The 25,228-nt window shown below is 52.0% G+C and carries 23 protein-coding genes, 6 tRNA genes and 1 pseudogene; 5 read left to right on the plus strand and 25 right to left on the minus strand.

Annotation, left to right across the window (positions count from 1 at the left end; genetic code table 11):
• The first annotated feature begins 239 nt into the window (after positions 1-239).
• A complete protein-coding gene (locus IT415_03055; GenBank protein MCC7543665.1) occupies positions 240-758 on the plus strand; it encodes a transglycosylase family protein in 519 nt (172 codons plus the stop codon).
• Positions 759-814: 56 nt separating this feature from the next.
• Here the strand turns inward: IT415_03055 and msrB are convergent, their stop codons facing one another.
• From msrB to IT415_03115, 12 genes are all read right to left on the minus strand, one after another.
• Positions 815-1,216, minus strand: coding sequence for a peptide-methionine (R)-S-oxide reductase MsrB (msrB, locus tag IT415_03060; GenBank protein ID MCC7543666.1), 402 nt, complete (start codon positions 1,214-1,216; stop codon positions 815-817).
• Positions 1,216-2,994 carry a M3 family oligoendopeptidase gene (locus tag IT415_03065; GenBank protein MCC7543667.1) on the minus strand — a complete coding sequence of 593 codons (1,779 nt, stop codon included), beginning with the start codon at positions 2,992-2,994 and terminating at the stop codon, positions 1,216-1,218. Before IT415_03065 ends, msrB begins: the two co-directional genes overlap by 1 nt.
• Positions 2,995-3,015: 21 nt before the next feature.
• Positions 3,016-3,105, minus strand: a tRNA-Ser gene (locus tag IT415_03070).
• 62 nt (positions 3,106-3,167) lie between these two features.
• Positions 3,168-3,992, minus strand: a complete 825-nt coding sequence (locus tag IT415_03075; GenBank protein ID MCC7543668.1) for a hypothetical protein — start codon at positions 3,990-3,992, stop codon at positions 3,168-3,170.
• 62 nt (positions 3,993-4,054) lie between these two features.
• Positions 4,055-4,645, minus strand: a complete 591-nt coding sequence (locus IT415_03080; GenBank protein MCC7543669.1) for a class I SAM-dependent methyltransferase — start codon at positions 4,643-4,645, stop codon at positions 4,055-4,057.
• Positions 4,645-4,824 (minus strand): hypothetical protein, encoded by a 180-nt coding sequence (locus IT415_03085; GenBank protein ID MCC7543670.1) that lies wholly within the window; start codon positions 4,822-4,824, stop codon positions 4,645-4,647. The genes IT415_03080 and IT415_03085 overlap by 1 nt, the downstream gene beginning before the upstream one ends.
• 133 nt (positions 4,825-4,957) lie before the next feature.
• Positions 4,958-5,029: transfer RNA gene (locus tag IT415_03090), tRNA-OTHER, on the minus strand.
• Between the two features lie 87 nt (positions 5,030-5,116).
• Positions 5,117-5,189 (minus strand) — tRNA-Cys (locus tag IT415_03095).
• 36 nt (positions 5,190-5,225) lie between these two features.
• Positions 5,226-5,298, minus strand: a tRNA-Phe gene (locus tag IT415_03100).
• Positions 5,299-6,029: 731 nt separating this feature from the next.
• Positions 6,030-6,106: transfer RNA gene (locus IT415_03105), tRNA-Arg, on the minus strand.
• A gap of 88 nt (positions 6,107-6,194) precedes the next feature.
• Positions 6,195-6,968: a hypothetical protein gene (locus tag IT415_03110; GenBank protein ID MCC7543671.1), complete on the minus strand. Its 774-nt coding sequence runs from the start codon at positions 6,966-6,968 to the stop codon at positions 6,195-6,197.
• A 63-nt stretch (positions 6,969-7,031) separates the two neighbouring features.
• Positions 7,032-7,352 carry an MscL family protein gene (locus IT415_03115; protein ID MCC7543672.1) on the minus strand — a complete coding sequence of 107 codons (321 nt, stop codon included), beginning with the start codon at positions 7,350-7,352 and terminating at the stop codon, positions 7,032-7,034.
• Positions 7,353-7,883: 531 nt separating this feature from the next.
• Between IT415_03115 and IT415_03120 the strand changes: the two are divergent.
• Positions 7,884-8,201, plus strand: a pseudogene (locus IT415_03120) (recombinase zinc beta ribbon domain-containing protein).
• 291 nt (positions 8,202-8,492) lie between these two features.
• Here IT415_03120 and IT415_03125 read toward each other — a convergent pair.
• The 4 genes from IT415_03125 to IT415_03140 form a co-directional block, all read right to left on the minus strand.
• Positions 8,493-8,648, minus strand: a complete 156-nt coding sequence (locus tag IT415_03125) for a hypothetical protein (protein ID MCC7543673.1) — start codon at positions 8,646-8,648, stop codon at positions 8,493-8,495.
• Between the two features lie 54 nt (positions 8,649-8,702).
• Positions 8,703-8,792: transfer RNA gene (locus IT415_03130), tRNA-Ser, on the minus strand.
• A 99-nt stretch (positions 8,793-8,891) separates the two neighbouring features.
• Complete coding sequence (locus IT415_03135; protein ID MCC7543674.1) at positions 8,892-9,407, minus strand: NYN domain-containing protein; 516 nt, start codon at positions 9,405-9,407, stop codon at positions 8,892-8,894.
• A 107-nt stretch (positions 9,408-9,514) separates the two neighbouring features.
• Positions 9,515-10,564 carry a bifunctional phosphoglucose/phosphomannose isomerase gene (locus IT415_03140; GenBank protein MCC7543675.1) on the minus strand — a complete coding sequence of 350 codons (1,050 nt, stop codon included), beginning with the start codon at positions 10,562-10,564 and terminating at the stop codon, positions 9,515-9,517.
• A gap of 184 nt (positions 10,565-10,748) precedes the next feature.
• Between IT415_03140 and IT415_03145 the strand changes: the two genes are divergently transcribed.
• Positions 10,749-11,153, plus strand: a complete 405-nt coding sequence (locus IT415_03145; GenBank protein ID MCC7543676.1) for a hypothetical protein — start codon at positions 10,749-10,751, stop codon at positions 11,151-11,153.
• A gap of 151 nt (positions 11,154-11,304) precedes the next feature.
• On the opposite strand, the gene IT415_03150 is transcribed toward IT415_03145, so the two are convergent.
• Both IT415_03150 and IT415_03155 read right to left on the minus strand, forming a co-directional pair.
• Positions 11,305-11,904, minus strand: a complete 600-nt coding sequence (locus IT415_03150; GenBank protein ID MCC7543677.1) for a hypothetical protein — start codon at positions 11,902-11,904, stop codon at positions 11,305-11,307.
• 592 nt (positions 11,905-12,496) lie between these two features.
• Complete coding sequence (locus IT415_03155; GenBank protein MCC7543678.1) at positions 12,497-12,817, minus strand: hypothetical protein; 321 nt, start codon at positions 12,815-12,817, stop codon at positions 12,497-12,499.
• A 289-nt stretch (positions 12,818-13,106) separates the two neighbouring features.
• Between IT415_03155 and IT415_03160 the strand changes: the two genes are divergently transcribed.
• Both IT415_03160 and IT415_03165 read left to right on the plus strand, forming a co-directional pair.
• The gene (locus tag IT415_03160) at positions 13,107-13,967 is read left to right on the plus strand and encodes a hypothetical protein (protein MCC7543679.1); all 861 of its coding nucleotides are present in this window, start codon (positions 13,107-13,109) and stop codon (positions 13,965-13,967) included.
• Between the two features lie 88 nt (positions 13,968-14,055).
• Positions 14,056-14,217 carry a hypothetical protein gene (locus IT415_03165; GenBank protein ID MCC7543680.1) on the plus strand — a complete coding sequence of 54 codons (162 nt, stop codon included), beginning with the start codon at positions 14,056-14,058 and terminating at the stop codon, positions 14,215-14,217.
• Between the two features lie 83 nt (positions 14,218-14,300).
• On the opposite strand, the gene groL is transcribed toward IT415_03165, so the two are convergent.
• The 7 genes from groL to IT415_03200 all read right to left on the minus strand — a co-directional run.
• Entirely contained in the window at positions 14,301-15,938 is a 1,638-nt protein-coding gene (gene groL, locus IT415_03170) for a chaperonin GroEL (protein MCC7543681.1), read from the minus strand.
• Positions 15,938-16,207, minus strand: coding sequence for a co-chaperone GroES (locus IT415_03175; GenBank protein ID MCC7543682.1), 270 nt, complete (start codon positions 16,205-16,207; stop codon positions 15,938-15,940). The genes groL and IT415_03175 overlap by 1 nt, the downstream gene beginning before the upstream one ends.
• A 440-nt stretch (positions 16,208-16,647) precedes the next feature.
• On the minus strand, positions 16,648-19,413 hold the full coding sequence (locus IT415_03180; protein MCC7543683.1) for a hypothetical protein: 2,766 nt from the start codon (positions 19,411-19,413) through the stop codon (positions 16,648-16,650).
• A gap of 60 nt (positions 19,414-19,473) precedes the next feature.
• Positions 19,474-20,394 (minus strand): hypothetical protein, encoded by a 921-nt coding sequence (locus IT415_03185; GenBank protein ID MCC7543684.1) that lies wholly within the window; start codon positions 20,392-20,394, stop codon positions 19,474-19,476.
• A 71-nt stretch (positions 20,395-20,465) separates the two neighbouring features.
• Complete coding sequence (locus IT415_03190; GenBank protein ID MCC7543685.1) at positions 20,466-21,338, minus strand: 1-acyl-sn-glycerol-3-phosphate acyltransferase; 873 nt, start codon at positions 21,336-21,338, stop codon at positions 20,466-20,468.
• A 1,492-nt stretch (positions 21,339-22,830) separates the two neighbouring features.
• Positions 22,831-24,225 carry a phosphomannomutase/phosphoglucomutase gene (locus tag IT415_03195; protein ID MCC7543686.1) on the minus strand — a complete coding sequence of 465 codons (1,395 nt, stop codon included), beginning with the start codon at positions 24,223-24,225 and terminating at the stop codon, positions 22,831-22,833.
• Positions 24,226-24,683: 458 nt separating this feature from the next.
• On the minus strand, positions 24,684-25,228 hold a 545-nt coding region (locus IT415_03200), incomplete at its 5' end, for a peptidoglycan bridge formation glycyltransferase FemA/FemB family protein (protein MCC7543687.1).

Here is a 25,228-nt window from a genome sequence, read left to right on the forward strand (position 1 = left end):
AAAGGTTGTCAAACCAGTCTGAATCCCTCAGGGAGTACACCAGTACGCAAACCTGAGAGACTGAGACCTTGAGCTTAGTCACGTTTAGAACCTCGATCCTATCGAGCCAGAAAATCGAGACGTGGTAAGGATAGCTCACAAGCTGACGACCAACCAAGAAGGAGGAGCAACCCCCGCTCCCCTGTGTACCTGGGAGGTTTCCCACCATGAGTACCCCAAAGAGGCCCCGAAGTAGTCGCTTGACTGCGCTACTCCTGATTGCCGTGCTCGGTATCTTCAGTAGCGCATGTCGATACCACCCCATCGACGGCTTCCCGCTGACAGACCTGCGAGCATTCAACGCTCTGCATGGCTCAAATGTGAGCCCCGAAGCCGCGAAGACAGCCTGCGAGACTGCCGACGCGACCCAGGGGCCTGGAACCTGTCAAAGGTTCATCGAGGCCATCAACACCGCCCGGCTGAACGAACTGGCTCGGGCCAAGTTCGCATCAATCGGCGGCCTGACGGACGCACAGCTGGCCCGATTGGCCAAATGTGAGTCCGGCGGCAACCCGCGTGCTCGCTCGAGTAGCGGTCGCTACACCGGCCTGTACCAGTTCGACCGAAGCACCTGGAACGGCGTGGCTCGGCGCATCGCCCCGGAATACATTGGCGTGCTGCCTGGCGACGCTCCGCCCTATGTGCAGCATGCCATGGCACGACGGCTCTACAAAGAGCGTGGCCGACGGCCTTGGCCGATCTGCGGTAGGCGCATCTGATCCCTGGCGGGATCCTACAGGGTGAGAGGACGGCAACGTCCTCTCACCCTTCACTTTTATTGAGACCTTTTCTTCAAATTAAGACTGGTAGAATTAATACAAAATCTCTGTCCTGTCGTTTCTTTTGGCCCGTCCTCAAACATGTGCCCAAGATGTGCACCACATCGACTGCAAACCACCTCTGTACGGCTCATACCACGATCCTCATCTGAGCGCATTTCGACACCCCCAGATACTGCACGATCAAAGCTCGGCCACCCAGATCCAGAATCAAATTTGTGCTCACTATCAAAAAGTAGCTGACCACATACCTTGCAGGCATAGGTGCCGTCTGCATGTTCATCCCAGTATTTTCCAGAAAATGGGGCTTCCGTCCCCGCATGCTGCGTTATCTCATATTCTTCGGCGGTCAGTTGCGAGCGCAGGTCGTCTTCACTCATGTGCTGCTGATCAGCCATTACTGCAAACCCTTAACCCAGGTCTTGATAATCGCAAAACCGCCGCGCCAGAAATCAGCACTCGCCATGTCAACGCCAACTTCCATTAAGACCTTATGCGGATCGCGCGAACCGCCGACCTTCAGAATATTCTCAATCTTCGGCACAAATGACCGCCCTTCTTGCTTATAGCGCGCATATAGCGACAAACTCAGTAACTCACCAAAGCTGTAGGCATAACAATAAAACGGCGTATGCACGATGTGCGGGATGTAGGCCCACTCATGACGAAACACGTCGTCAACCGCCACTGAGTCGCCAAACTGAGCATGCAGGGTGTCAAGCCACAACTTCTCTAAGTCTTCGACCCCAGCCCCTTCAGGAATCACTTTGTGTGCTTCAAGCTCAAACTTCACGAAGTACGTCTGGCGACAAATGGTGGCGTAACTGTCGGCAATCTTTTCAGCAATCATCGCTTGCCGCTCAGCCGGATCATCGAGAGCATCGAGCATATTTTCAAAGAGCAGCATTTCACCAAAAGTTGAAGCAGTTTCTGCAAGCGGAAGGTTTGCGTGCTGTACGCCGATCGGCAAGTGGCTCGCGTAGAGCGAATGCACACCATGTCCGAGCTCATGGGCGAGCGTACTGACATCACGCGCCTTGCCAGCGTAATTGAGCAATACATACGGCGCCATCGAGGGCGTAACGGTGGCGCAGAAGGCTCCTCCACGCTTATTTGGATTCGGGTGCGAATCAATGTGTTGCTCATCAATAATTCGCTGAGCCTTCACCGCAAAATCTGGTGAGAAGTCCATGAAGCTCTTCAGCGTCAAATCAACTGCCTCGGCATAGCTAAACTCATGCTGGCTTTCGCCAACAGGCGCGTAGATATCAAAGCGGCGTATTTGTTTGAGGCCAAGTTGTTGTTGCTTCCATCGAAAGAAATCTTGAAACACTTTTGACTCGTCCTCACACACCTGCAGAAGCGTCTCAATCGCCGTATCTGGAATGTGATTACCGGCGTTGCGCATCGAGATAGTACTATCGTATCCGCGTAATGCAGCCTCATACGCCCAATCTTTTACCACCGCCTGATAGACCTTAAAGAACTTTTGCTTCTCGCGCTCATACGGTACGTATAGTGCCCGATATGCCACCTCGCGCTCGTCGGCGTCAGCAGCATACACATGCCGCATCAGCTCCGAAGTCGTCTTGTAGATTTGCTTCTTGTCCGCCAGCTTCAGTGAATACTCAAAGTCTGCCTCGATCGCATCGCGCAAATCCGTCAGTACGCTCGTACCAGTCGTATCCTTGTGAGTAATAATGCTCTCTGCCTCGAGTGAGAGTGTAAATTTCGCCATCCTGCGAGAGTGCTGCAGCGAGTATTCGTAGTCGGGCAAAGCCGCAAAAAGACGCGTGGCGTTTTTGTCATCGAGCACTTCCATCCCCTCGACTTCCTTACCCTTAAGCCACATCCCGATAGGTCGAGTAACTTCAGCAATTTGTACACCTAGATCTTGGGCGCGGGCCTTCAGACGAGCCGGCTCGCCATCCTTGATATCAGTCGTCTCCCACAAAGCAACACGATCTACTAAGCGAGTAAATTTTTCGCTAACTCTCGTGCTCCACTCAACATGTTCGACAAACTGCTCAGTCGCCATATCGGGCTTTAGCTTCTTCTGCCACGCAGTATATTTCGGGATCTCGGATTCGATTTCAGCATAAAGTGCGTCAAACTCCTTCAGTGGAAGAATTTGCTCGAGATCCCACTGCACTGCTTCGGTATGATCTGCCTTCATGCTCGCCCCTAATTAATCAACTGGCGGAGAGGGTGGGATTCGAACCCACGGTACCCATGAAGGCACACTTGTTTTCGAGACAAGCCAGTTCAACCACTCCTGCACCTCTCCGTAATGTCCTATTGTACCAGATATAGATCAAAAAATGCGCACCGCGAGAAGTCAAGCAGGAGCTAAGCGGCGGTAGGCGCTGTCGGAGCTGCAGGGTTTGGCGCGGCTGGAGTGGTGGGTGGCATCTGTTGCGAGCTGTTTTTTGCAATCCAAACGTACAGGAGAGGGATTGCTGCTGAGTAGAGGATCACTAGCACGACCGTTACCAAAATACCGATAATTGTAATGATTGGGAGAAGCATAACCAGGTATGCGCCATAGATACCCAGTACCTTTCCGACATTGCCCCTCGTAAGCTTCCAGCTCTCCTTGACAGCGTCCATGCCGGATAGTTCCGGACGGTCAACCAGTACATATGAAGCCAAAGATAATCGAAGTCCGATATACAATCCTGGAATGATGAGCAATATCAATCCTGCGATCACGGCCAGAACTACTAGCAAATTAGCTACGAAGAATCGCAGGAGGTTCTTGAGGGCATAGCTGAAGGCTGATCCTACCGATTCTTTCACACCACGCACAGCTTGCAGCAGCATAAAAGCAATCATTGGTCCAATGAGCAGATTGACGACAAAATTCACCAGCTGACCTATCAGCTTGGTACTTGAGTAGCTCCAGTCAAGACTATCCGACGTCATAGTCGTTTGATAATTGCCTGTGAGTAGACCTAATACGATACTGATCGCAATAAGGATACCCCAGAGAATCGCAAAGTTTGCCAATTCAAGACGAATCGCCTGTGAGCTTGGCTTAAAGAGCCCAAAAGCGCCGGGATATGCTCCGGCAGTCACCGTATCGGCGGCACTTTGTGCCACTGCTGGGGCTGGAGCTGCAGGCTGAGTTGGTGAAGTAGGTGCTGGTGTTGGGGTTGGTTGTGTGGTTGCCATATTGCTTACAATATAGCACACGCCTGTCTAGACAGTCTAATTTCTAAGTAAACACCCCCTGCTCAAATCTTATCTGAAACGCGCCATACCCACAGGTGTGCTTCGTAGCCGCACTCTCGGGGCTCGCGATGATGCAGCTCTTCAACGAGCCCATACTGCCCTACCCAACGTTGCACCTTTCTCGGAGTGAGATAATTCCATGGCAACACAGTTGAAAATTGGCCGGCATGTTGATTAGCACGATAGCAGGCCCAAACCATCGCTGCGTAAGCGATCGGCTGACGCGCCACGGTGTCGATCAGAATAACATGCTTGCGTGCCACACGCACCATCTCACCCATCATCCTTGTCGGCCGACGAGTGTGATGGACCGTCATACTGCAGATCACTACATCAAAGCTCCGATCTGGAAACGGTAATTCTTCACCATCTACATAAACCACATCCGGATCATCTAGTGAGTCTGGGTGTCGCATAATGTCGGTGCTAACCACATGCGGATTCACGCTTTTCACAAGCTGCGTCACGTAGCCAAGTCCATAGCCAACCTTCAGTATCTTCCCAGAATCTACAAAAGGCTTATAGTGCGCAAACCAATGCTTATCATCTCTCAAAAAAGACCGCTGAACCTGCTTGCGAATGCGCGTAGGCATTAGTCAGTGCTTGATTTACCAAGTACCCCCAGCAGACCCCAGACGATAAATCCCGCCCCGACCCCAATCAATAATCCCGCGCCTGGCTGACCAAATACCAACCCAATACCGAGCCCGAGTAATGTCCCGCCGGGGATAAATAGACCACCTGCGTCGTTTTTCTTTGACTTCTTATCCATAATTACAACACCTCCTAACACTAGGATACTACCTTGACGGAACTAACTTGAGCAAAAAGAAAAACCGGTGTGAGCCACGAAGGGCCCACACCGGCAGGCTGTCTCTCCGCTTCCCCGACGGATTAACAGCTTGTGCAGGAGGTCGGACTCGAACCGACAACCTTCCACCCGAAGGTGGCTGCTCTACCATATGAGCTTCTCCCGCTATCGATACCGACAGCATCTGCTTTTGGCGGGTTGGCAAGCCGCCGGCAAATTACTGTACGTTATCGATATGCCCCTGAAAGGCCAGTCGCCGCTGAAGGATTTGAACCCCCGACCTCTTGCCTTGTGAGCAAGCGCTCTGCCAACTGAGCTAAGCGGCGCGTCCATGCAGGACTATGATGCAGATGCATCGATTGTGGTCAGGCAGGGTTTCGAACCCTGGACATTCCGCTTTTCAGGCGGATACTCTGCCAACTGAGCTACCTGACCTGGTCGGGAGAGAGGCCCCTCAGACCTCAATCCCGGAAGTTCCCCGCCCTTCGCAGGGTTATTGCTCGTCAACGACGGGCCACGGGCACTCTACTCCGTGTGTGACATGCTTGACTCATTTCATTGGCCAAGTACAGTATCGGTGGACCATGCCGCTGCAGCTGAGGGCTGCCCAGGTTTTACAATCAGCCACAAGCCCTTATCCTGGAAAAGCTTATCTATCCCTAGGCGCACGTTCAACGCGAAGGTCAGGCTGAAGGGCGGAGCTACGGAAGCTCCACATCTATTATGAAGGTACGAGGGTTGCCGTGCCCGAGCGCTATGCTCACACGAGACGGCGTGCATCCTAGTTCAAGGAATGAGGGCACGGGCCCGCTCACTTACGCAGCTTGGCCATATAGTCGCCTCCGCTAGTACATCGCTACTTTATCGAGCGTGTTTTTGGCGAATATTGGCGTATCGCTTAGGCTGATTATTCCCTTAACGCGAGTGAGCTTTTGACCTGTAAGAATATTCTTGGACAGGACGAGCCCTCCATTACGGAAAGGCTCGTTGTGTACAAGATGCATGGCGCGCTCGGCAGGATTATCGCTGTCGATATAAGTCGCGTCGCTCGAAAAATCTCGAAGTTTACTTCAGACTTTTCTCACTCCTTACTTATCGAACCTGGTTTCGAATCCAAGGAAAGTACCATATAGACATTTTCTTACGTGTAGATACTGAGAAATTTATGGCGCGCTCGGCAGGATTCGAACCTGCGACCTCCAGTACCGCAAACTGACGCTCTATCCAGCTGAGCTACGAGCGCACACCGATGACTTACAGGTTATGAGGTACGCGAGACCGCGATGAGAAACAGGGGCTATTTTACCGAATTTTTGCTTATCTGTAAAGACTTAAAACTTCAGTCGCTTGAAGATCGATTCTCCGAGATAGCCCTCTGGTTCTGATTCTGGCAATACTGAGCTTAATATCTCAGCAATGTCATCCGCTACATCATGCGTGCCGTGCAGCGTCACGAGGATTGAGAAGCGCTTCAGTGGCACCAGTTCAAACACCGGCACGCCATCATTTTCGACCCCGAAGAATGACTTGAAGGAGTCGTAAGGGTAATGCTTGCCATCGATAACCACTCCATATGTGGTGAGCTCGTAGCTGTGTGCCTCCGTCCCCTTAGCGCCATATTTCGTCAGGGCAATTGGCACGAGTATGCCGAGCGGAATGAAGAACCAACTCTGGAGCAAAATGGCAGCGATAATCGATCCGGCAGCTACAACGCCCATGACGATATACCACTGCGTTGGGCGGTGTTGTCCCGACTGCTGGGCATTTTGCCAAGCCAAGAGAACATTATCTTCGACAGCAGCCGCCTCCTCATCAAGCTCCTCATCACTCATCATTGCGTAATCACTTTCTCCTGCCATATCTGCCTGTGCAGAAACTGACACCGGGTCTGGTTGCGGCTGAGCCCCAAGCTGAGGTCCTTGTGCAGGTCGGATTCCAAATTGAGGCACCGCAGCTTCAGTCATCCCTTGTGCTGGAGCTGGGGCTGTCTGAACTGGCTGTGCTGGCTGCACCATATGCTGTTCACCCGGAGCGAGACTAAACCCACCCGATGGCCGTGCGGGCTGCTGTCCGAGCTGGGCTTGAGTGTCCTGATCTGGCTGCATAGTCATTACTAATTATGGCTTACTCTTCTCAAAAAAGCCACAACACTTATGCTTTTGAGCTGCCTATTTCTTATCTTTGGCTTTGTCGAGCTTATCGAGTCCAATGAGCTTCACGCCTACGTAGACCACACCAGCAATGATCGCGAAATCGATCAGTGTGGCGAGGAAGCTCCCATAGGCTACGGTCGCCTCTCCAATCCTGAACGTTGCCCCCTTCATACCTTCAGCTGAGCCTAGAGCGAGCCCGACGACCGGGTTTACGATATCCGTCACAAGCGAACTTACCACCTTAGCGACTGCGCCACCGAGAATAAAACCAACTGCGAGACCTACAACCCCTTGCTCGCGAATGAAGTCCATAAAGCCATTGAGATGCTTTTTCATAATAATTCCTTATTTACCTACCTCTATTGTACTCCGTACGACAAGTGGCGTCTGGAGATATGCAGATACTATCATTTTATCGAGCTGGCGGAGAGAGAGGGATTATGCTGAGCATATAATCATCGTCGCTCACATAATGTCGAAATAAACTCCACATTATCTTCGCTCCTCGATTATCGAACCCGGGTTCTCGGTCCCTATTCATCAGCTCGAGCGAACGACCTATCGGTCATTTTCTCGAGCTGGCGGTATTTTTTGGACGAAGTTCGAACATTTTTTGAGGAAAACCCCCAATAAGGAAGCCAGAAACTACGAAATGGAATTTGGCCCGCTTGGGCGCCACTTGGTTATGTAAACGACAAAAACGCCCGCTGTATCGCCGTGGACAAAGAAAAGGCAAAGTATATCAAGCGAGCTTTTGAAATGTACTCAACTGGCGAATATCCCCTCGCTCAAATCCGAAAGATTATCAATTCCTTGGGCTTGGTTGGCAAAAAGAATAAGGTGCTTTCCGTCTCAAATTATCAGTATATGCTGAAAAATAAAATCTATTACGGAATGATTGAATATAACGGCGAATTATATGACGGAAAGCATGAACCGATTATCACAAAGAAACTTTTTGATTCCGTTCAAGAAGTGATGATGAGAAAATCAAAGCCGAAAACGCCAAAATTGAAACCGTATGTGTACAGAGGATTTTTCCTTTGCGGAGAGTGCGGCTGTTTTATAACGACCGAAACACAGAAAGGTCATAACTATTTGCGATGCACCAAGCGGAAAAATCCTTGCACGCAAAAATATGTCCGCGAAGAAATCATCACTTCTCAAATAAAAGAAGAAATCAAAAAAGTTTCTTTGTCTTCCGCTTGGGCAAATGCTTCAATCAATTATTTTGAAAATGAAAAAATGAAACTTGCCAAAGCGGAAAGCTCTTTCGCCCAAAAAGCGAGAAATGAGCTTGTAGAGATAGAAACAAAACTTGATCGTTTGCTTGATTTACAACTGGACGGCAATTTATCGCAAGCGGAATATACCGCTAAAAAGCACAAGCTCATTCTCGCTAAAAAGGATTTGGAAGAAAAAATCTCCGCTTTTGGGCGAAAGAGCAATAATCGGTTCGAACTTGCCATTGCCTTTCTAAAAGACGCCAACCAAGCCGAAAAATGCGCTCAACAAGAAAATCCCGAACGGATTCGGGATTTTCTCAAAAAGATTGGTTCGAACTTCCGCATTGCCGACCGCACTTTGTTTTTGGATTTCAAAAATGCCTTCAAAATTGCGGAAAAATACCATGCCGAGGCGCTTTGCGCCGAGGCAACATCTTTCAATTTCGCTGAATGTAAAACTTGGCGGAGAGAGAGGGATTCGAACCCTCGGTACGGTTTCCCGCACACACGCTTTCCAAGCGTGCTCCTTCAGCCACTCGGACACCTCTCCAAGAATCACATCAATCAATACGACTTCGCATTGTAACAACTCAGTAGGTAAAAAAACAGCCTGACTCTCAGGCGAGAATCAGGCATTGAACCCATACGGCTAGGCTACACGTTCGTGAACGAGGCCATCAATGGACATCACGCTGACGAAACGGTGCTCTAGCGAACCAGGCAGAGTTCTGTAGCGGCGACCCATCCGCTTCCCGAAACCAACCACCGTACACGGGATATGTGCTAGCTCGAGCTCTCGCACCTCGTGAGCGAAGTTGTTCCTGTCATGCGACACGATGATGACCTTCGCAAGACGATCAGTGTCCCAAACTTGATACAGCTTAGCCACCATGAGATCGTCGACATCGTCAGGATTGCCCTCGCGCTTGTAGTTCATGTAGGTCTTGAAGCCTACGAAGCGAAGGTGTTCCTGCTGCTCGAAGCGCTTGGCGATCGGCGCCCGCTCCTGATTCAGGTAGGCCCAGGCTTCCAGTTCAGTACCGCCAGCCTCTACACGCAACCATTCCAGTAGCGCATGCCAGTTCGGACGATTGCGAGTCACTTCTGCGAACTGAATGACGATGTTTGGCACATCGACCAGTGCTAGTGTGATCGGTCTCTGCATGTTTTCACCTCCTTAGCAGAGATGGGGAAGGTACATATGGTATATTATAACAGAATGATCTATGTTGTCAACTATCTACGACAGCCTTGGTGACGGCCTTCGTTTGCCTAACCAAGCTTTTTCTTGAAGACCTCGACCAGCTCTACAGGTGTCGGATCGATTTCATTCATCATACCGAGATATGAAGACATATAGTCCCCAAGTAGAATCGTCCAGAGAAGCTGCTGAAGTGGCGTCGTTCCCTGCGCCTCAACAACGATAGGCTCGTAGCCGTGCCCTTTGAGTACCTCGGCCATGACATCGATGCGCTTGAGAATACGCTCGTGCTCGAGTGAGCTTCTCAGCACCACACCTGTGACTGTTTTCTCGGACGAGAAGAGCCAGCCCTGCATTTCGTTGTGGTTTAGTTCTGGAAAAGCATTACACCAGGCTTGTTGCTTAGCGTTTTCATTGATGTCAATCTTCCACTTATAGATAGCCGAGCGAAGCGCCATACCGCCATAGATCACTACCGGCTTACCGACTAGCTGCTCAGCAATATCCAGAGCTAGATTCTTGCCGTCGACGTCATCTTGATTAAACTGACTCTTCTGGATATCGAGCCAATCAGCGACATCCAGAAGCTCTCGTCGCAGATCAGTGCCTTCTGTAAGCCCTGCGTCTTCGAGTAAGCAAGCAAGTGCCTTGAGCCCAGCAAACACACTAAGGCGTGGCTGCGACACTTCTGGAAGCTTCAGGAGCATATGCCCTGCTTCTTCAGCCCGCTTCAGGAGCTCTCCCCCGGCCGTCATCACGACGATACGCGCCGAGCGCTTCTTCGCATCCTCGTAAGCCGCTAGTGTCTCCTCCGTATTCCCCGAATAGCTCGAGAGAATCACCAGACTATGCGCCTCGACATACTCCGGCAAATTATACCCGCGTACGATCTCAAATGGCACCTTCAGCCGACTTGCTAGCCAATTACGAGCCATATCAGCCGCTAAAGCCGAGCCTCCCATGCCAGCGAGCGCGATGTGCTGCAATCCCTGCCCCCAGGATGGCGTGATATCTTGATCCATACTGTCAGCGAAGTTCAGTCGCAGATGAGCCGGCTGAGCATCAACCGCCCCGAGAATGTTGTGTTTGTCGTGCGCGAGGAGGGAATCAAGATTTTTCATATGTCGCTATTATACTGATCTCCCCACCGGATGTCAGGTAGCACACCGACAGATCGCGCAATGTCTTGCGAAATTTTGTAAATAATGGTAGTATCAACAAATCGGTTTTGTGCCTTATCAACGGCGATATAAGCACAAATACGACTGAAAAGCACCTACTAGCACCTACAAGGAAGGCAAGACATTGGCTTTCAAGACCACACAGGAGAACTGGCTCAGCGAGCTTCGCAAGCGAGTCAACCTAGACAAGGGCAAGAAGCCCACCAGCCTGCTGGATGCACAGTTCTCCGACTGCCAGGACTGCTGGGGATCCGTCATCCGACAGGAGCCCGAGTACGTCGTTCAATTCCTGATGAAGTACATCGTCACCAAGCCCTTTCAGCCGATGACCAACTCGCAGTACCGCCGCCTCAAGGAACTGCTCATCGCGGTCTGCGAGCGCGCCGCTTTCCTCCGAGAGCGCGGCGGCGTCATGCGAGGTTTCGACGAACTCATGCAGGCTCTCGCCACGCACATGCCGGAGCTCAACCGCGACCTGCGGGAGCACGAGGAGTCACTGCAGCGCGAGTCGCTCGACCCCATCGCCTGACAGGCACCACTTCGTGTGGGTAAGGCTTCGGGACCTGCACACACCGCCCCGGGACATCACGTCCCGGGGCACTTCTTTTATTCATAAGATTATTATAAAAAAACAGGGTGTTGATCTGGAAATAATCCAGACCAACACCCAAGTGGGATCATCAGCTCACGCCGACGAGCTCCCTTGTGTCGTCGACCTCATCGAGATCGTCGATCTGATCGATGCACTCGGCATCCTCGCTCAGCTCGGAGCGATGGAATAACACATCGTCGAGATCCCTCAGTGCCTTGAGGATCGCCGCCATGTGGACCTGATTCAGCGGCCTGCGCGACCCCTGCCCTCGATCCAAGTCGAGCCACTCCTGCTGTTCGTGCGGAAGCCGCTCGAAGGCAGATGCGTACTCGGGATGCTGACGCGTGGTACTGAACTCAGAAGTCGGGCCCAGGATGAGCAGCGCCCACTCACACCAGACTTCCCAGTAGTCAGCGAGCTCCTCGCGCATGACGAGACCCTCAGCAACCACCCAGGCCTCGTGTGCCTGACGGAAGAACTCCAGCCCGATCACCTTCTGAGGCGTTCTGTCCGAAAGCAGTGCTTCGCGGATCTTGTTCTTCATCAGATCGTTGGAATGGATCCTGCGGTAATGGTCGAAGTTGAGCTCATCGCGATCCAGAGCCAGCAATGCGACCACGGCCAGCTCATCGATCAGGTCAGCCTGTGTCAGCTGACGGACTTGCGGTAGGCGTGGGGAAGACTCCACGGTACCCCTTTCGTTTCTCTTGTAGGTGCTTTTTTGGTTGCGGCTAAGACGCCGTTGTCAGATGCCGCGAACTTCTAATGCTATCAAAAAATCACTATTTTGTCAAAGGGTAACATTAGAATAAGGCAACAAAAAGATGAAGCGCCAACCCGATGACAGGTTGACGCTTATTTGTGGTGTAGCCGAAGGTGGCTACAGAGCCGTCACTTGGCCCCCTTCTTGACCGAGGCGGGCGGAGCAGTCGGTGCGATGGCTCGGAGTGGGAGCTCCTGATCCCACACACGGGTGGTGAGCCCCTGGGTGGGGCGCCGGTGATCGGCGCAGAACTGCTGGCTCTTCATCATTGAAGAAATCACATCCTTTCGGGGAAGTAGGTGCGGATGAGAAGTCTAGACGGTGCTCGTGTGAGCTCCTTCGAGACCTCTCCCGCAACACTCTGGTCTATCTGATCACAGAGTGCTCTGGGAGAGGGCAAAACGTTTGGAAGTTGGTCATGAGACCGGGGAGTAAGGTAGTACCCGGGACGAACCCAGATATACCCGTATGCGACAAGCTGTCACATACCTCCCCGGCCTCAGCTGCGTACTAACCGCTACCGACGGCCGCCCTGGGGCTTCTGGCCCTTGGGCTGCTGGCGCTTGGCCCGCTCAGCCTTGTCGCGCTCGGACTTTGCCGACTTCTTGGTGGAACGCCGCCCACGGCTCTTACCGCCACCCGCGTTGGGCACGTGCAACTCGCCGAAGAAGCGCTTCGACAGGAAATCGAGCCGGTCCGCCACCGCCTTGAGGGCGTTGGGGTGGAGCTTCTCGCCGCGACCGGCGAGCACCTCGTCCAGCACCTTGACCCGCCACTGCGGATCGTTGGCGTTCGGACGGGTGTCCACCAGGTCGGCGCGCATCGGGGAGGCCACCATGGTCTCCGCATATCTGTAGACTATCTGCTCAATCAGATGCGCACCGGATTGGCTCCAGACAAGAACAGATTGGCAACAGATATGAGTCAGATAGGTATCAGATACGCGGAGACCAGATATTCACCTGGTATATTTCCAAACGTTTTGTCAAAGTAAACCTGGCAAATTGCTAGGATTTACATACTATCACAGATTATTATTTTTGTCAATATATATGGACATTTAAATCTCATTCGATACATGGCTCATATATATGAGCCATGTACTAACGCTGTGTTATAGTAAAAATATGAATACACATCTATCAGAAGCGGAGAGCAAGCCTAGCTCCACATTAGTTCAGCACAAGCCCGAGAACCAACCTGAATTACTGGACACTAATATCCCAGTAGAAGAGCTGCGAACAGAGTTTGATATGGAATTCAACGCCTTTATGAGTAAAAGAAGGGAGTACAAGCAAGAAGCTATCGACCTGAGACATCCGCAGCCGGCTCGTTACGCCGAAAGTAAGCTTTTTAAAGACCGGGTGCTGAACCCTGATTTCGCACAGCTTGGCGAATTTTCAGATATCCTTTTTCAGTGCCCTATTGCAGGAGATTTGCAAGAACGCATTGATCGAGCTCGATATCAACGTTTGACCATAGACAATGGCGCAAGAGATCGCGAATTAACACCTTCAGAAAAATTGGAGATTTCCCAGCTCAAGGAAGAAATCCGGTCATTAAGGGATCAATTAATCCCTTTCAACCATATGTTGAGAAAGCTACTCGTCGAGAACCCTGATGCATTTACTGAAGAAGGTCTCGCGAATTACCTGAGTGAAGCCATGGGTAAAAAATACAAGACGGCACGTACTTTAATTGCAGGCGTAGGGGCAGAAGTTGCCACATATAGATTGCTTAGCGAGCATAATGTAGCAGTTGGACTTAGTACTGCAGCGCAAGAGCCTAAAGGGATAGACCTGCTCGTTCAAGATAAAGGCGTAGTGAAACTCATTGATGTCAAAACCGGCGGGAATCAGACTGATGGCAACGTACGTGATCAGAAGCCAAATCACTTTACACTCAATCTAGATCGCTCTATGTATGAAGATTTCAAAATTAAACCTGAGTACGAAGACGAGATATTGTCTAAGCTAGAAATTATATAATATGCTTGACTTACTAAGTATATTATGAGATTATAATTCAGCTTAGATTACCGAGGAGGTGATTATGGCTGGTACCTTGGGCTGCCAAATGGCTACCCCAACACTATGGGATATCCTGGAGACTCCTCCAATCAATCCCGCAGCAATCGACGCATTTTACGCACATCTCGTCAACTGTCCGACCTGTCGGGCAAAGTTCGATGATCTGGATCTGCCAGATCCGGACGACATTGCTACTGCGTCACCATAGTGACCAGGCGACTCGCTCGCCTGGTCACTTCCCCTTTATATTAAAAAAGGACCCGATCATTGGGTCCTTTTTGTAAGGTGATTTTACATCATGCCGCCCATGTCAGGCATTCCGCCGCCACCCGGCATTCCGCCGCCTGCAGCATCCTTCTCTGGGGTCTCTACAACAGCAGCTTCGGTCGTAAGAAGCATTGCGACCGCAGAGGTAGCATTTACGAGTGCACTCTTGGTGACCTTCACAGGATCAATGATACCGCGCTCGAGCATGTCGGTCTGCTCGTTCTTCGCGAAATCCCATCCGGTGTTGTCGGCCTTCGAGACTGCCTCGAGAATTACTGCAATGTCTGAGATGCCGGCATTTGCAGCGATCTGGCGCAATGGAGCCTCGAGGGCCTTCGCAACCAAGCGTACGCCGATCTGCTCATCACCGTCGAGCTTCACGCTATCGAGCGAGCGAGCGATCTTCGCGAGTGCTGCGCCACCACCAGGTACAATGCCTTCTGCGACAGCGGCCTTAGTGGAGTTGATCGCGTCTTCGATACGGAGTTTCTTTTCCTTAAGCTCTACTTCGGTAGCTGCACCAACTTTGATCACAGCTACACCTGATTCGAGCTTAGCAATGCGCTCCTGGAGCTTCTCCAGCTCGTATTCGCTAGTGGTCTCCTGAGCTTGTGCCTTGATCTGAGTTACGCGATCACGCAATGCCTGCTCGTTACCCTTACCTTCTACAATCGTGGTGTTGTCTTTATTCGCAATCACTTTACGAGCTTCGCCAAGCATCTCGACAGTAGCTTCTTCGAGCTTGAGGCCGAGATCATCAGTGATTACCTGTCCGCCGGTCAGAATTGCGATATCCTCGAGCATTGCCTTACGGCGATCACCGAAGGCTGGGGCCTTGATGGCCAGCGCATTGAATGTACCGCGGAGTTTGTTGAGGATAAGCGTCGTTAGTGCTTCACCTTCGACATCTTCAGCGATAATGACGAGGTCTTTCTTGCCCTCCTGAGCAAGCTGCTCGAGGAGTGGCAGAATCTCCTGGATTGAGCTGATCTTCTTATCGGTGAGCAAGATAGGAGCATTCTCGAAGACTGCTTCGAGGCGAGTCGTGTCAGTCACCATGTATGGTGACACATAGCCCTTATCAAATTGCATACCCTCGACAACTTCCTTCTCGAGACCCATAGTCTGGCTTTCTTCGACAGTCACGATGCCGTCTTCGCCGATCGTCTCCATGACCTCAGCGATGAGCTTGCCTACTTCTGGATCATCGGCCGAAATAGCAGCAACGTTCGCAATCTCTTCCTTCGCCTTCACAGGCTTCGCCATCTTGTCAAGCTCAGCTACAACATGGTGAGCAGCCTTCTCGATACCACGGCGAAGCGCCATTGGATTTGCGCCAGCAGCGACGTTCTTCACACCTTCTTCCATCACGGCCTGTGCGAGCACGGTTGCGGTAGTCGTACCGTCACCAGCCATGTCGTTAGTCTTGCTTGCAACTTCGCGCACTACCTGTGCGCCCATGTTTTCAAAGGCGTCCTCGAGCTCGATTTCTTTCGCGATCGTCACGCCGTCGTTGGTGACCATCGGGCCGCCGTACTTCTTCTCGAGTACGACGTTACGGCCCTTTGGACCAAGCGTTACTTTAACGGTATTAGCAAGCTTATCAACGCCGTCCTTGAGCTTTTTACGAGCGTCCTCTGAGTGCAGAATTTCTTTTGCCATTATTTATCCCCTTTCACTACTGCGAGTAGGTCTTCTTCTTTGCCGATCAGGTATTCTTTCCCATCGACCTTCACTTCATCTGGACCATAGCTCTTGTAGATCACCCGGTCACCAGCTTTGACTTCCTTCACGTCCTTGCCAACAGCGATAACTTTTGCCATCTTTGGCTTTTCTTGAGCGCTCCCGGGGAGCACGATGCCTGAAGCGGTGGTTTCTTCCGCTTCGAGCTGTTCCATCACGATACGATCTGCAAGTGGTTGCAGGTTCATACCACCTCCTACTTCTTATTATTTGATTACTCGATTGATTTTACTAGTGCCTCTGGTTGTGACAGAAGCATTAGCACTCTCAATGCGTGAGTGCTAAATATTAGTATAGGTAGATCTGTTAGGGGCGTCAAGCATCTACGATTGCCAACACAAAAATATAAACGCCACCCACATACCAGACGTGAGCGGCGAATTGATCTATGCGGACCGCAGTCTAAGGAAGCCCTTTCTACGCCCATGCTCGATAGCGGGCTTCCTGTGCGGGGGGTGAGCGGCCTGGATTCGCAGCGGCCGCTGGTGGTGAGGACTGACGTGTTTCGTCCGCCATGATGACTACCGATCTAGTAGAGGTACAATGAACTGGCGGCTATTCTACCAGGATTTCACTAGATTGTCATCAGACTGAAGTACGAGGAAGGGTCCTGTAATATAGTTATTTCTTAAGACTCGGTCTCATCGGGTCGCGCTTCTGTATGTCGACCAAGCAAATATATCGCGCCAATTAACGCACCGACCCCAATTACGCCAAACCATACCCAGCCTGGAAGCTGGAAGATAAAGCCGGCGGTCTTATACAGTACGATCAGTACAAGTGTCCCGATTCCCCAGTCTCGCACCAAACGATAGTGCATTCCCATTCCTGCGACAATCAGGACGATACCGAGCCCCATGATACTTATCGTATACCCGCCGGTCGTGTCATTGAGTGCCTCAAAAGCCAGTGGCACCGTCGATACGAAGAGTGCCCCTGCGGTCAGTGCATCTTGGGCCTGCCGCTCACCGCGCTGATACTGTCGATATGCCAGGGCAGCGATATAAACTGCCGTGGTCTGGACGTAAACCTGAGAGATTGTAATACCGAATGCATCATAGAGCCTCAAGACACTAAGCCAAAACAATCCTGAGCCAATATATTTACCAGTTCTATTCTTTTGACGATAGCTCTCCGAGATTGTCATACCTGCTGCCAACGCACCCACCGACACCGACCACCATTCGACCTGTGCTGGCCTCGATTCACCAGCACTCATCGCAAATGCAATACTACCACCCACGACTGCCGACAGACGTGCAACTGTGCCACGCCCATCCTCCACTGGCCATGCCAGGATATATATCACCGCCGACCACAAACCAATCGTCAAGAATGTCGACCAGCCATAATGATCCGCTACCGACATCATGACGATATAGCTGCCAGCCACAGCTAGCCCTGTCGGCACACGCTTCTCTCGTTCTACAAACGAAGTTGCGAGCGTCAAAATAACCGGCACAAGAGCCGCTATACGCATCGCAATATGTGTATCGCTTAACGCTAATCCAAATGCTAGTAACAGTCCTGCGCCATAGCTAACTCCCATGAGCCGTGGTCGATTTTTCAGGCTCGGCAAAGCCTTGTAGAGCGCGTAGAATCCGACTCCAGACGCCAGCGCGAGCACATATCCGATCGCAGGCTGCCAATTGTATTGCGCGCTGGCAACAATAATGAAGGCGTTAATCCCCAACATCGCCCCGATAATCATCTGTGGACGTCGCTTCCGCGCGAGTAAGAAATAGCTCATTGATGAAGCGATTAGTACGCCCGTGCCCCAGTGATATGGATCTATCGCAACCGCCATGACGCTAGCAAGCACGGTCCAAATTACCACCACTGCATCCTGCATTTCTGCAACAGCATCGTCGATCTTACTCAATACGAATTCGCTCACTACGCTCAATATGATCGCAAGCAATGCATAGACCAGCGCAATCTGTCCAATCGCCCACCCGATCGGCATTAGATAGGTAAGGCAGATATACGGTAGGCTAGTCAGAACCAATAAAAACACCGCATACACTTCATGCCGCCGAGTCAAAACATAGTGGGACAAGAGTATTGCTGCTGAACCTAGTGTGAGAACAGAGCTTTGCTGCCCATCAAAAGGCAGCATCGGAGCCACTAGGCTCAATGCGATAGCCAGCGCGGCATAAATCGGCTTATGTCGTGCTTCTGGTGCGTATTTGTCACCAACCACGTAACTCAAACCGATCAGGAGAAGAAGTACCGCTATCACCCACATCGGGACTTGTCGACTATGTAATACGAGCCCAAAGCCAATTGGGAAAAGTGTGGCAGCCAGTCCGAGATACGTGACCTCTGCATCTGACTGATCAAAATCGCGTAAACCTGCACAGACCAGATAAAACGCAGCTGTGAGTACGAGCTGCGTACCGATCGCCCAGCTCCCGAATTCTTCCCAACCAAGCAGCGACAACACTACAGAGATTGGCACAAAGACCTGCGCACTTACATCGAGTGCTTCGACCAATTGCCTGTCCTTCATGACTCGCGCCAGAAAGATGTACGCTAAGCTCGTCAACATCATTACCCATCCATACCAGTACACCGGTGCTTCCAGAGTAGCGGTCAACGACTGGAAGAGAGAGACGGTGGTGAGGGCCGAGAAATACACGATATAGCTCTTACGGATCAGGGCGTATGTCAGAAGCTGAAGTACGAGCGCGATTGCTGTCGTCGCGAGCCAGATCGGCGCAGCTGGCTGACCATCGTAGAGTAGAGTCTGTACCGCCAAGCCAACGAGCGGCACCATCAGAAGGCCGATAGCCGCAAATGTTATTCCTGCCGGCTGAAAGCGCTTTGTGAGCCGATACAGACACAGCCCCGAAATATAAAAAGCAGCTGTCAGAGCGCCAAGCATAACGACCTTGGTCATACTATCGATCGAGCCATAGTTGCTTCCGACAAACGTACCAGCCGCTATAACAATCAAGAACGCGCCAAGGTACAACAAGACATTAGCATTTTGCATCATCTTGCGGCTACGCTCAGCTAATGATGGTACAGGTGGCTTGGGTGGCTCAATAGTAACTGCCTTGAGGTTCGCCTGCTGATGCACGGCGGCTGGCGCGATCTCCACAATTTCTTTCGAAGCCTCCGTCAATTTGACGCCCTTGGCAAGTAGGGTTTGCATGCCAGCCCGAATCGATCGGGCTGCGCGATGCAATACCTCTGACTCCGCCGCAGTCTTCGCGCTCATTGCCAAGCGCTCCACCCTATCAGCGATCACCTCATCGGTCACTTGATCAAGTATCGGATTCGGGGGCTGATTGAGATGCTGTTGTGAAGGATTAGGTTGACCACGATGGCGATTGTCATACCAGATGAGACCTACGACCGCAATGATCATCAGCAAAAAGACCAACACAATATACCCTCCAAGTTGTTACTTTGAAGTCTACGCCTTCGGGGAGGTTTGTGCAAAAAATCAGCTTGAGCGACGCGCGCGCCCTCGATGCGTTCGGTATGGCGGTTTGTTCTTCAGGCGTTCATAAGAATCAGCGATACGTTCTGACGCATCAAGTGCATGCAGATTGATGATGTCGGGTCGAATGCGCACGAAGGCTGCGGGCTGCTGATTCTTCGGCTGTTGACTCGTGTGCTTCAGATGAATCCGATACCCACGATCATCCCAGGAATCAAGAAATCTCCAGCCGCTTTTGTCGATGGACTTCCCCCCACGTGGCCAGAGCATATGTGGCGTGCGCGCACGCACATACGGTGATGTCTGTAGGATCTCCGCCCATATCTTCGCGCCGTAAACTGGCGTGGCAGTGAGCAGCCAGTAAATCAGGTGCGGGTCATTAATAAGCATAATATCGCGCTCAAGCGGCACACCCCGCGTCGTCATAAACATACCGAGACTGATTTTGCCCGCCTTGCGCTCTTCTGTCTCCAATACTCGAAGCCACCGACTGAGCTTCCACAAAAGACCCTTTGCAACGAAGATCCTTCCGGGGGTCGTAACAATCAAAAGATCGATGTCGCTGTCATCATGTACATTGCCAATCGCGACACTATTTACAACTACCACTGCCCGTACAAATGGCAAGAGAGCCATAAAACGCCCGATGCGTCGTGCGCGCTTCAGGAGCGCCTCGCGCGCTAATTCACGAGAGTCCACGCGCACGTACCGCATCCCACGAAGCCCATACCTATCACCGATACGCTGGATCTTAGTCTCGAGTATCAATTCGCGCACCGCCCCTGCAACAGCCAGGTGGTTAGCGCGGACTGGCAAGTAATTTACCAATCGCTCCATACTTACAGGTACATTAAATACTGCGAAGTACGTCACCATATCGAGAACGGCTTGCTTGATATCAGCGTGTTTCTTGGCGGCATCCATCCCTGTATCTTATCTGGTGTCACCACAAAGAAAAAGCCTCTCTCCCGGTATTTCGAGAGAGAGGCTGTAGACTACAAAGCCAGGAGCTTCTGATGAGCTTCATGTGTACAGAGCTCCATCCGCTCACGCACATGACTACGCAATGCCGGGAGGTTAATCGCGTCCCACGGATTGCGTGCTGGCGTCATACTGAAGTCGGTAGGATCGATCGGCCCCCCGAAGACCGCCACACAGCGCCGACGCAAGAACCGACGCTTCACCAGTGCACCGTTCTTACGCTTGCCAGTACCCGCCAAACCAACTGGCACGATCTTGACATTGGCATTGATCGCTAAGCGCAGAGGGCCGGTCTTGATGTCCTTGACAGCGAGCGGGTCATCACGCGTCCCCTCTGCGAAGACCATGACCGAGTAGCCATCGTCGAGCATCAGATGAAGATGCGGCAAGGCATCGTCGCCCAGCAGTCCATAGCGAAACTGTTTGCCTGTTGCAATCTGATCAATGTCTTTGTCTCGAAAAACAAACACGCCGCTCAACCAGATCAGAACGCGAGAAAACCCGTAGATTTGACCCAACGGAGACTTCACCATCCAACCCACCACTCGCCTGATCGACAGACCGACCACGAAGATGTCGCGGATCGAGACGTGCTTGACCGCAAAGACCACCGGTAGGGGTAGGCGTTCGACATACTCATGCCCAAAGGCTGAGATATGCGGGACTGAAGCCATGGGCAGATTATCGAGACCGTACACGTCCCAGCGGCAGGTGCGGCGAAACACAAGCTCGACTAGCCGATGTGCAAAGGTATAAAAATTGGGATACACGCCGTACTTCGGTTGACGTCGACGTGCGTAGTCGCCGGTCCGCCTCACACGCTTGAGTACCTCTGGCGGATGTTTCAGCTTCTGACCGGTCGGATGATGTGCTCTGGCTTGATTCATGATCCCCCTGGATATGAAAGGTGCGAGTAAAAGTAGTGCTGATTGTAACAAAAACTCGTGCTTTGCGCATCAATAAATATGCAAAAGGGGCGGGGTACCGTGACTCCGCCCCCCGTGAGGCGCCGTTTGAGATCAGGCTTCTTTTTTCTCGCCCATTCTCTGCTGTCTGTAGGGTTGCCTGATGCATAGCCGGGTGCGACCCGCCTATGCATTTGGTAGTTCCAGATTACAAGGGGGCGACCCTCAGCAGAGACAAATTCTCTCCCCGGCTAGGGTATGAATTGGTGCATTATTAGGTGCTCCTCCCCCATAAGACATGTCGAGTGCGCGGCTCTCGGGCCCCGCGATCTTCTGAGTCGGCAACGGAACCATCCATTGATTTAGGATGGCTTGGCTCAAAGTTTTACTTCCCTGAGCTCCATGAGAGAAGTGGGTCGGCTACGCCGGCTTTCGGCCCCCGCGGGGCTTGGCGTGGACGAAGGTCTTCAAATTCACCTCCTTGGAGGTCTCTGGGCAGTTAGCTGCCGACGAAACTCAGTGGCCGCCCGTGAGCAACAGAGCTGTGTGCTGGTGGGCGATCCCCCTGGACAGTCCGCGAACGGACATGAGTGGGATGACATCAGGATTATTAATGATTGTCAATACTAAGTAACAAGTTTAGTAAAACAGAACGGGGTGGCAGGGACCGAAGTCCCTACCACCCCTATGTGCCGTCCCCGCTTTCGCGGCTCTGGTTTGTCACCGCACGTTGACGCCGGTGACCGAGATAACTCACCTCCTTCTGCGAACATATCACGTAGAAGGCTACACGTTAGTTGCACTGGCGCTGTCGGCCAACGTCGAGGACATCATCGCAGCCCTCACTCCATCAAGCGGAGGTCTTGGGCTCGCGACTGATTGACCCTCAGGATTCACTTCGGACAGTCCCAGATGATACGTGTGAGGCAATCCTGCCCCGGAGCAGATTCCTTAGCACAGCTTGGCGTCAGGACACTGAGTGTCTACGCGGCACTAGTAGCCACTCGCTCAGATGCTTCGGTCGTGCGCACTGCTATACCAGCATCTCTCTTAGAACACGTTTCACCTACGACTACGATGTCCTGACGAATGCCTGATTCGTTCTCGGATTTCAGATGAAGCAGCCGGTCTCGTAGCTAGGCCGGAGACCGAGCGCAAGGCTGCACATGCATGCCCCCTGCGTTCATCAGACTCCTTTCGATCGGGTCGACACCTCGCCCTTGAACGAGGGCTAGATGCCGGCGAGCCTCGGGTTCATGCGGGTCCCGGTATTCTCGGGTGTGGTGCGAACCAGCTTCCTGTCGCTGTACTCGCCATCACGGGGGTTGTAGGTGCGGTCGGGCCCACGGATGCGGACCCCTGGCTTCTTGAGCACGAGTGCCCCTTTCTGCCAAGCTAATGCCCCTCATGGGCCTCAGCGGTTTTTATATACTACGCCCGGGGATTTCTATCGTCAATACACCTTTCGAGAGAATTATGCAGTGAACTTTTTCACCAAACTTGAGAGTTCTTGATGCGCTTTAGTCAGTACCGTCCTATTCTTGGCTTCGAGATTGATCCGTACGTATGGTTCGGTATTACTTGGTCGAATATTTGCCCACCAATCCTCAGCACGTATCGTGAGGCCATCTAGTTCGTCACATTTCATCTGGGAATAATGCTGCTTTAGCGCCGCGATCAAGTGTTCGCCCTGGTTTGTCTTAATGTCTTCCTCGACAATGTGCGCATACTTTTTATATGGCCCGATGAGCTCTGATAGCTTCTTATCAGTCTCGCTCATTATGCCAAGCACCATCACAGCAGCGATTAATCCGGAATCAGCAAAAAAATTATCACGGAAGAAGAAATGACCAGCTCCTTCACAGCCAAAAACCGCATTCGATGAGCGCATCTGCTCCTGCACATAGGTGTGCCCCACCTTTGATCGAATCGCCTTGCCGCCAAGGCCTTCGACAGTCTCCGGGACAATATCACCGATCACTGCATTGTAGACCACGCAGGCATGCTCATTTTCTTTTAAAAACGTTGCTGCTAGAAGCGCACCGAACTCGCTCGAAGTCACCGCCTCACCAGTCTCGTCGACAACAAAACACCGATCACCGTCCCCATCAAAGGCAATGCCCAGATCAAGCTCATTGCGCCGTACGAGCGTCTGCAGATCTTCGATAGCTTCTGGGAGAATTGGATTGGCGGGATGGTTTGGAAATGTGCCGTCCAGCTCCATATAGAGACCCGAAATATCGAGAGGAGTCAGCTCCTGAAGCTTCGGTACTGCCAGGGCACCCATGCCATTACCAGCATCAATACCAACCTTCAGCGGCTTGAGCTCACTGCCCGCAAACCGCAGGGCATGCTCCACCCAATCTGAGAGAATGTTCTTCTCAAGCTTGCGACCTACTTCCTCGACCTTATGAAACGATTGATCAATCACTGCTTGTTTGATCTCCAGCAAGCCCGAATCAATCCCTACAGGACTCACGCCAGCTGCGGTCAACTTGATGCCATCGTATTCGCCTGGATTATGGCTCGCGGTAATCATTGCGCCACCTGCCAGATCGTACTGACCAACCGTAAACGAGATCATATCGCTAGTAATCATGCCCACATCGAGCACTTCTCTCCCCTGCTGAATCAAGCCATCTATAAAGGCCGTCGCCAGCTGCTCTGAGTCCGTCCGCATATCTCTCCCAACCGCCACGATGCCATCTGGGAGCGTGTCTGCAAAAGCCCGGGCGATGTCTCGTGCGATGTCTGCATTGAGCTCTTCTGGCACAAGTCCGCGGATATCGTATGCCCGAAAAATACGATCCAGTCTCTCCTGATCTGAAGAACCCGAGGACTCCCCTGCCTGTTCTATAATTCCACCCATATGCATGCCATTATACAAGAAGCACAAACCGAATGCTTGTCTTCGAGTAAGCTCTTGACTAGTATGTCTATGATTGCTATAGTGTATAGTACGTACCTTACAGTACTAAGGCGAGACGCTTAGGCGAACGACCTCGGGAGCTACGGCTTCAAGAGAGGTCTGTCTTACTCTTGGCGCCTACACTCCCGTCCTCGGGCTGAGAGGTCGCCATTGTAGCTCGTCTAAGCGTCTCGGATCACCATTTCCTGACGATGTCTACGAGCCCCCCCATCGCGGGGAAGACATGCTAACATCGTCGACAAAAAGTTCGGCCTCCCGCGCCGAACACACCAGGTTCCCGCCAACCTGGTGTAGCCCGAGGGTGGGGGCCCCACCACCCCACCCTCGGGCGCCCACCTCGTCGTTTTTGTCGAGGTTTTCTTTTTTGTTATTTTTTCGAGCTTCGTCCCTCTGTCGAATTACCAAAAAATATTACCTGCCACTCGATGATATACTCGATGAAACCAAGGCTCGAGCTTCGTCCAGTGTCGATATACCTCGGGCTTTAGCGCATATTCCCAGCCGCCAATAAACTCTGTTATTTCCTCATTAAAGCCAGACTTAAACTGATACAGACCCCACATCGAGTGCTCAGAGTTCAACTTGTCCTTCGGTGGCACGGCAATCAGATCGTACTCTTTGGCCCCCCGGTCTCGCGCCCAGCACATCACCTCGTACTGCAGGAGATACGGCGCCATGAGATTGCGCTTCGCGCCACTTGAGCCACCCTCTTTGTAATATGCCTTGTCACCGAAGATCATGGCATACTCGGCTGCCAGCACTTCACCCTCATGCAGCGCGACGAAGAATTGCCCCATCCCCGCCTCAGCCAGTGCCCGCCAGTACGCCCTAAATGCCTGCTTCGGGCGCAGGAAGAAACCCGCCCTCCCCTGTGTAGCACGCATCAGCTCGTACATGGTATCGACCATTTCATCGGTTGCTGGCCGCTTCTCGATCGTCACGC

Source organism: bacterium, from assembly GCA_020854115.1.
Taxonomy (GTDB): domain Bacteria; phylum Patescibacteriota; class Saccharimonadia; order CAILAD01.

Coding starts and splice junctions, on each gene's coding strand:
- msrB (MCC7543666.1), bottom strand. CDS start 1,216: ATGGCTGATCAGCAGCACATGAGTGAAGACGACCTGCGCTCGCAACTG.
- IT415_03065 (MCC7543667.1), bottom strand. CDS start 2,994: ATGAAGGCAGATCATACCGAAGCAGTGCAGTGGGATCTCGAGCAAATT.
- IT415_03075 (MCC7543668.1), bottom strand. CDS start 3,992: ATGGCAACCACACAACCAACCCCAACACCAGCACCTACTTCACCAACT.
- IT415_03080 (MCC7543669.1), bottom strand. CDS start 4,645: ATGCCTACGCGCATTCGCAAGCAGGTTCAGCGGTCTTTTTTGAGAGAT.
- IT415_03085 (MCC7543670.1), bottom strand. CDS start 4,824: ATGGATAAGAAGTCAAAGAAAAACGACGCAGGTGGTCTATTTATCCCC.
- IT415_03110 (MCC7543671.1), bottom strand. CDS start 6,968: ATGCAGCCAGATCAGGACACTCAAGCCCAGCTCGGACAGCAGCCCGCA.
- IT415_03115 (MCC7543672.1), bottom strand. CDS start 7,352: ATGAAAAAGCATCTCAATGGCTTTATGGACTTCATTCGCGAGCAAGGG.
- IT415_03125 (MCC7543673.1), bottom strand. CDS start 8,648: ATGGTATTTTTCCGCAATTTTGAAGGCATTTTTGAAATCCAAAAACAA.
- IT415_03135 (MCC7543674.1), bottom strand. CDS start 9,407: ATGCAGAGACCGATCACACTAGCACTGGTCGATGTGCCAAACATCGTC.
- IT415_03140 (MCC7543675.1), bottom strand. CDS start 10,564: ATGAAAAATCTTGATTCCCTCCTCGCGCACGACAAACACAACATTCTC.
- IT415_03155 (MCC7543678.1), bottom strand. CDS start 12,817: ATGGTGGCCTCCCCGATGCGCGCCGACCTGGTGGACACCCGTCCGAAC.
- IT415_03160 (MCC7543679.1), top strand. CDS start 13,107: ATGAATACACATCTATCAGAAGCGGAGAGCAAGCCTAGCTCCACATTA.
- IT415_03165 (MCC7543680.1), top strand. CDS start 14,056: ATGGCTACCCCAACACTATGGGATATCCTGGAGACTCCTCCAATCAAT.
- groL (MCC7543681.1), bottom strand. CDS start 15,938: ATGGCAAAAGAAATTCTGCACTCAGAGGACGCTCGTAAAAAGCTCAAG.
- IT415_03175 (MCC7543682.1), bottom strand. CDS start 16,207: ATGAACCTGCAACCACTTGCAGATCGTATCGTGATGGAACAGCTCGAA.
- IT415_03185 (MCC7543684.1), bottom strand. CDS start 20,394: ATGGATGCCGCCAAGAAACACGCTGATATCAAGCAAGCCGTTCTCGAT.
- IT415_03190 (MCC7543685.1), bottom strand. CDS start 21,338: ATGAATCAAGCCAGAGCACATCATCCGACCGGTCAGAAGCTGAAACAT.
- IT415_03195 (MCC7543686.1), bottom strand. CDS start 24,225: ATGGGTGGAATTATAGAACAGGCAGGGGAGTCCTCGGGTTCTTCAGAT.